General features: G+C 42.5%; 9 protein-coding genes. 4 read left to right on the top strand and 5 right to left on the bottom strand.

From position 1 onward, the window contains the following. A partial coding sequence (locus NCCP2331_RS17930) for an acyl-CoA dehydrogenase family protein (protein ID WP_251672064.1) occupies positions 1–524 on the bottom strand: 524 nt, incomplete at its 3' end. A 451-nt stretch (positions 525–975) separates the two neighbouring features. Further along, complete coding sequence (locus tag NCCP2331_RS17925) at positions 976–1,203, bottom strand: hypothetical protein (RefSeq protein WP_251672063.1); 228 nt, start codon at positions 1,201–1,203, stop codon at positions 976–978. Between the two features lie 92 nt (positions 1,204–1,295). Between NCCP2331_RS17925 and NCCP2331_RS18505 the strand changes: the two genes are divergently transcribed. Beyond that, complete coding sequence (locus NCCP2331_RS18505; RefSeq protein WP_376776838.1) at positions 1,296–1,457, top strand: transposase; 162 nt, start codon at positions 1,296–1,298, stop codon at positions 1,455–1,457. Between the two features lie 361 nt (positions 1,458–1,818). Here NCCP2331_RS18505 and NCCP2331_RS17920 read toward each other — a convergent pair whose 3' ends face one another. Next, positions 1,819–2,028 carry a hypothetical protein gene (locus NCCP2331_RS17920; protein WP_251672062.1) on the bottom strand — a complete coding sequence of 70 codons (210 nt, stop codon included), beginning with the start codon at positions 2,026–2,028 and terminating at the stop codon, positions 1,819–1,821. 234 nt (positions 2,029–2,262) lie between these two features. On the opposite strand from NCCP2331_RS17920, the gene NCCP2331_RS17915 reads away from it, so the two are divergent. Beyond that, positions 2,263–2,469 carry a hypothetical protein gene (locus NCCP2331_RS17915; protein WP_251672061.1) on the top strand — a complete coding sequence of 69 codons (207 nt, stop codon included), beginning with the start codon at positions 2,263–2,265 and terminating at the stop codon, positions 2,467–2,469. A gap of 15 nt (positions 2,470–2,484) precedes the next feature. Beyond that, positions 2,485–2,721 (top strand): RpnC/YadD family protein, encoded by a 237-nt coding sequence (locus NCCP2331_RS17910; protein ID WP_251672060.1) that lies wholly within the window; start codon positions 2,485–2,487, stop codon positions 2,719–2,721. Between the two features lie 83 nt (positions 2,722–2,804). On the opposite strand, the gene NCCP2331_RS17905 is transcribed toward NCCP2331_RS17910, so the two are convergent. Then, positions 2,805–4,322 carry an arylsulfotransferase family protein gene (locus NCCP2331_RS17905; protein ID WP_251672059.1) on the bottom strand — a complete coding sequence of 506 codons (1,518 nt, stop codon included), beginning with the start codon at positions 4,320–4,322 and terminating at the stop codon, positions 2,805–2,807. 183 nt (positions 4,323–4,505) lie between these two features. On the opposite strand from NCCP2331_RS17905, the gene NCCP2331_RS17900 reads away from it, so the two are divergent. Continuing rightward, complete coding sequence (locus NCCP2331_RS17900) at positions 4,506–5,066, top strand: TetR/AcrR family transcriptional regulator (RefSeq protein ID WP_251672058.1); 561 nt, start codon at positions 4,506–4,508, stop codon at positions 5,064–5,066. 58 nt (positions 5,067–5,124) lie between these two features. Here the strand turns inward: NCCP2331_RS17900 and NCCP2331_RS17895 are convergent, their stop codons facing one another. Beyond that, positions 5,125–5,328, bottom strand: coding sequence for an AMP-binding enzyme (locus NCCP2331_RS17895; protein WP_376776837.1), 204 nt, complete (start codon positions 5,326–5,328; stop codon positions 5,125–5,127). Positions 5,329–5,469: the final 141 nt, after the last annotated feature.

The following is a 5,469-nucleotide window of genomic DNA, read 5'->3' as shown; positions in this document are numbered from 1 at the left end:
AACGTAGTATAGATATTATCTTCCTTCTGTCCAGCAACTATATATAAATCAGCATTTACACCATTAACAATATATTTTTTGATACCACTTAGAACGTAACCCTCTTTATCTGACGTTATTTTGGTATCCAAGGAAGATAGATCCGATCCGTGCATAGGTTCTGTTAAAGCAAAAGCACAAATTTTCCCTTCTTGTTTAATAGCCTGTACGTATTTGTTTTGTCTATTACTATCCTTGATGTAAGTGGTTATCGCATAACCTGATAGATAATTAATATGATAAGATAAAGCCAAAGAGCCAGATGCCTTGGCTAGTTCTTTTAAAACTGTGGCATATAAATAAAATTCTTCTTTCAAGTTGATGCCTACGGAAGAAAAGTATCCTCTTTTACCCATTGCCTTGAAAAAGTTCGAGTGAATATACCCCCGCGTCTCACAATCCTGAATTTCATTTTTCATTTCATCTTTCAAAAAGTTTATACAATCTGTTTTAACTTCTTCGTCCCAGTTCTTTGAAAAAAACAAACAATCCCTCCTAATGTTAATTAATGGAATGAATAGGTAACCATTTTGATTATAAAAAATAACCCCCTTCTCTATAATATTAGTAAAAAAATATGAAAGCGTATTCATATTTTGATATACGTTAATAGTTTCTGGAATTAATAATGGGATTACTTAGAAATATACATTTCTTTTTTGAAATAGTCAATACTTTTTAAATTTTAAATAAATTATTACTTAATATAAGTTAACACTGTTTATTCCCAATTAATAGAGAATCTCGCTACAAAGCGTATGTATCAGCTTTGAAATGGTGTTCTCTTTTTTTCTAAAAAACGAAAGAAAAATCCGTTTCTAATAGAACGATTGCGCCCAAACAAAACATCCTACACTTCACCCTTTCTTTTAGATTATCTTATGACTAAGGAGAACTTCCCTCCAACGCTGACAATGTAATTTTTCAAGAGTTCGATTAGAAACCAGGTGTTCCTAGACCATCATCGATCATCTTCCGCTCGCCTATGAACGCGCGTTCTACACCTTTGGAAACGACGAGTTGATTTAGTAGAAAATCTTTCAGATGATTGCCGGCTAACGTGAAGACGATACGGCGGATCATTTTACAAAAGGTACGTTTTTCACCCAGATCCTTGCCAAACCTGAGCTGGCTTCCCAGCCGTCTTTGTCTCGACTTTTTCATCAGTTTGATTAGGATGCGCTGGATCAGCTGCAGGCAGCAAATCTAACGATGCTCGACCAGGTTCACCTGTCCGATAAGCGCAAGTACTGTTTGTGGACCTTGATTCCTCGATTGCCGATACATATGGCCAACAGGAAAAGGCTGCATACTACGCGCATTGCCAGACGGTCGGGTTTTATCTATTAGTCACTTTTGACGGCTTGACCGGTGACTTCCTGAAAGCAAAGTTGCGTCCCGGCAATGTCTATACATAGAGGGTAGAGAAAACAACTTAGATACAATTCAGGGTTGATTCAATTTGTGTGAAGTACAGCTTAATGATAGTGCAGATTGCAGGTACTACATTGAAAACTCCTACCTAAAATAAGTGAATAGACTGCATACTATAAATCAAATAGTGTACTGAACTTCCATCACCCTATTGAATTATCTGTTTCACCCAACAGGTACCGTGTATTAATTAAATACCATGTCCCCAAACAATTAATAGACGTCGTTACCTCCCATGAAAATCTCTGTCAGCCGCAATCATTGCACTGACGGAGTTTCTCGTAAAGTATCCATGTAATCCATTCTAGAAGGAATCCTTTCCCATTTAAAAGATTAGGCGGTATCTCAATAAAACACCGACCTGCCCCCGTCCACATAATACGCCGTTCCATCTTCTGCATCGATCATATGCACATGGCCGTTCATCTTCGGGAACGAAGGGAGATAGGCCAGACGGTAGAAAGTCTCTCCGTCTTCGTCGAATTCCATCGTCATCTCAAGTTTCATCTTCAGCTGCTGCATCAGCCGGTCTACAGCCTCCTGTATCGTCAGCACGTGAATTAATCATCATGCCTGTGTGCAACACAACTCGAAAACCATTCAGAATAGTTTATAAGTTGTGTGACGCACAGGCACTTTCTAATTCTGCCTAATTTTCTACCGGTTATATGACCGTTACAGCGAAAAGGTCATCGCTCTGGCCATTATGACATCTCCAAACGAAAGCAAAGCACCCGCTGATTTTTATTACGAATCTTTTGGCACAACGCTTCATTATGCAGTAAAGCCGTGCTGGCTGCAAAATATCTTCATAAAACAAAAGACAAGGACCAGCAGCGCTACCAATTCAAAATGAAGCTTATGAGGGAAATCGTCCGAAATGAGAAATATCCGCGAATTGCGGTCCAGGCCGTATTTCATTTCATTGATTACTTACTGAAATTGCCAAAAGACTTAGAACTAAAACTGGCGGAAGTTATGTATCCCGTCTTATGAGAGGAGAAGAAGTTAATGGAACTTTATGATAAGGAAAATGCATCGCCTACTATCGCCAATGCTTTTGAAATGGAACGGGTGGAAGGAAGATTAGAAGGTAAAATGGAAGGTAGAGTGGAAGGCGAGAAGAGAGCGTATCTTCATATTGTACAGAATCTGCTGAAGAAGGATTGGGCCATCGAAGATATCGCAGATTTGACGGGGCTTTCTGAAGAAGAAATATCGGTAATCCGCCTTGCATTGCTTCAGTAATTTTAGGATGATGCCTGTGCGCAAAACAACTTAGACACTATTCAGAATCACATCCAAATCGTGTCGAGCACAGGCATTACCTTTCAGAAAACCGGTACATATACTATCCGTGACTTGCCAATTACCGCCCCGGCAGCATCTACTGCATGGACTTGGAAATACGGACAAGCACCCGTTAATTCCACAGCTGTCTCAAATCCGTCTCGTTCCTTACAAGCTACGACTGCCATTGCATAAGGGTTCCATCCAGCCAGCACCTTCCAGCCTGCCGCTTCTGTAGCACCATTCCACGACATATAAATAATCGCAGTACGGCCCCCACATACCCCCACCCCTATATCAGGACGCTCAAGCGGCAGCCCGACCCATTCATTTTTAAAAGCTCTGTAGGAAAAATTATCGCCCGGGAATTGCATATCGTAAATCATATTCAAAGCCAGATTTTCCTTCGTATTGCCGGCATATTTAAACTCGGATACGTAAGGTCCCTGTCCCCAGCCGATCAACTGATTTGCATTTGGCAGTTTTTGCATATTCCCTTGATGGGATGCATGAACTGGAGGATCGTGAAAATAGGTCCGATCCACCTTCGCTGTCATCTGCTGCTCATCCAGCTGTAAAATCAAACCATGCGACGGTCCAGCAGGCGGCGTATCCGGTGTGGCGCAGCAAGCATTATCAAATAGACTGATTCGGTTATCCGTTCGGTATCGTGCATGATGCTGCCATGAAAACTCCGCCCCTTGTCCAAAAGTGAAATCACTTTGTTTTCCGCCAAGCTGCCAGATGATTTCTCCTGTGGCCTTATCAATATGGTAAATCGCAGACATATTCCGCATACTGATCAACAATGTATGATCCGGTCCTTCCTCCACCGAATTCACATGGAAACAATCCCAGATCCCGTTGCTATCTGCCGCAGCTGTAACAGGCACCATCGAATCCGCCGGGTTAATATGGGCCAGCACATCCCATTCATACAGCAGCTCACCTGTAGACAAATCGACTTCCTGTATTGCAAAATTATCAATATAGCCGCCCGGGGTTCCTCCATAAACAGATAGATCGGCAGGTACTTGCTTTACTGCGGTGAACAAGGCTGTGTTTCGTTCGGTGATAGTAAATTCATGCACATCTGCCGTGTACCCGTTTTGCGCCTCTATCGTCCGGATCACGTGGTAATGCTGATTGAAGATTTGAAAGACGGCACCGGGCAGCGGATCCCCGATGGGAAGGCTTGGATTGGCGGATTCCGTGCCAGAAATCGTTCCATGCCACGTCGTAAGAACAGGGCGTCCAAGATATGTCTGCATTCTGAAATTCCTGTTCTGTTTTTCCGGGGTGTCCGACTTGAACCAGACTGGATTACCTGCTTCATCCATGATCAATGCACCTGTCTGTCCTACCATATTTTCTCCATACATCGTATAAGGAGCCACGAATATATAGCCCGCTGCTGTACCCGGCTTGATCACATTCACGGTAACTTTCATTGGCTGTAAATGCGGTGCCGAGACAAAATGCCATATTTGTGAATCTGTCACGTGCTTACTATTTTCAAAAAGGTGCTTTGATTCTGATTGATCCCATCGCACTGCCATCACATCACCTTCTAATTTTAATATGAGCTTTCTGATATATATGCAATGCGTGCATCTGTTAGTCGATTAGGTTGCAGAGACGAGCAAGATACATGTTGGTGCCACTTTAACATCAGGCACCTTCATTAGACGCCGTCCACTCTTCTAGGTATGATAGACCTAACACACCCTAAGGAGAAGCCCATGAACCGTGAAGAGAAAAAACAATTTAACAAGCAGCGGATGCTAGAGGCCGCCGTGCATTTATTCAGCCAGAAGCCCTTTTCAGAAGTTAGCATGAGGGATATCGCAAAAGAGGCAGAGGTTTCTCCTGCACTTTTCTATAAATACTTTGACGATCAGCAGCACCTCTATATAGAAGCGATGAAGATCGAGGCGCAAAAAATGATGGATGGTCTCTCTGCTATCCACGAACTCCCCCAACTAGTGGAATACTACATCCGCCACATGTTCAATGAAGAAGTCCTCTTTCAGATGATGGCTTATTTCATGTTGGAAAGCGCAGGAAAACGGACTGCCCTCCCTGCCAATCAAGAGATTTCCAAATTGATCGGACATTTCGAGTCTGTGCTTCTGCCTCTCTATCCTGCCGATGCAAAACGGGAGTCTCAATTACTGTTTTCGACATTAAACGGTTTGCTCATCACCTATAAAAACCATCCCGCCTTTTCAAACGAGCAGGCACTGCAGCATATCCTGTCACTCGCCGAGAGATATCTCGATCATTTGAAGACAGCTGAATAAAAAACTGCACAGAAAACAGCACCTTCTCCAAAAAGGTGCTGTTTGTTTCGTATTCGAATCAGTTGACCACCAGTTCCTTCAAGCGGTTCTTCAGTATTTTTCCCACAGCATTACGCGGCAGTTCATCCACGAACACTACTTCTTTCACCGCTTTATAGGACGCCAGCTTTTCTTTGCTGAAGCTGATTACGTCTTCTTCGGACAACTCTTCATTCGGGGCTTTCACAACTAATAAAGCGGTGCCTGTGCAGCAAACATTCACGTTTGTTTGGCCCCTTGCTAATTTTTCACTGCTAAAGGTCTCAGCAACTACAGTAATTCAATGTTTTATTTACCTATTCTATAAATCCTCGTATAATGATTCTAATGTCCTGTATGGGTAGATTATATTTTATGACTAAAG

The sequence above is a fragment of the Sporosarcina sp. NCCP-2331 genome (assembly GCF_023707945.1).
Lineage (GTDB): Bacteria > Bacillota > Bacilli > Bacillales_A > Planococcaceae > Sporosarcina > Sporosarcina cascadiensis.
The sequence above is the reverse complement of the archived record's forward strand: the minus strand, read 5'-3'. Positions and strand labels throughout refer to the sequence as shown.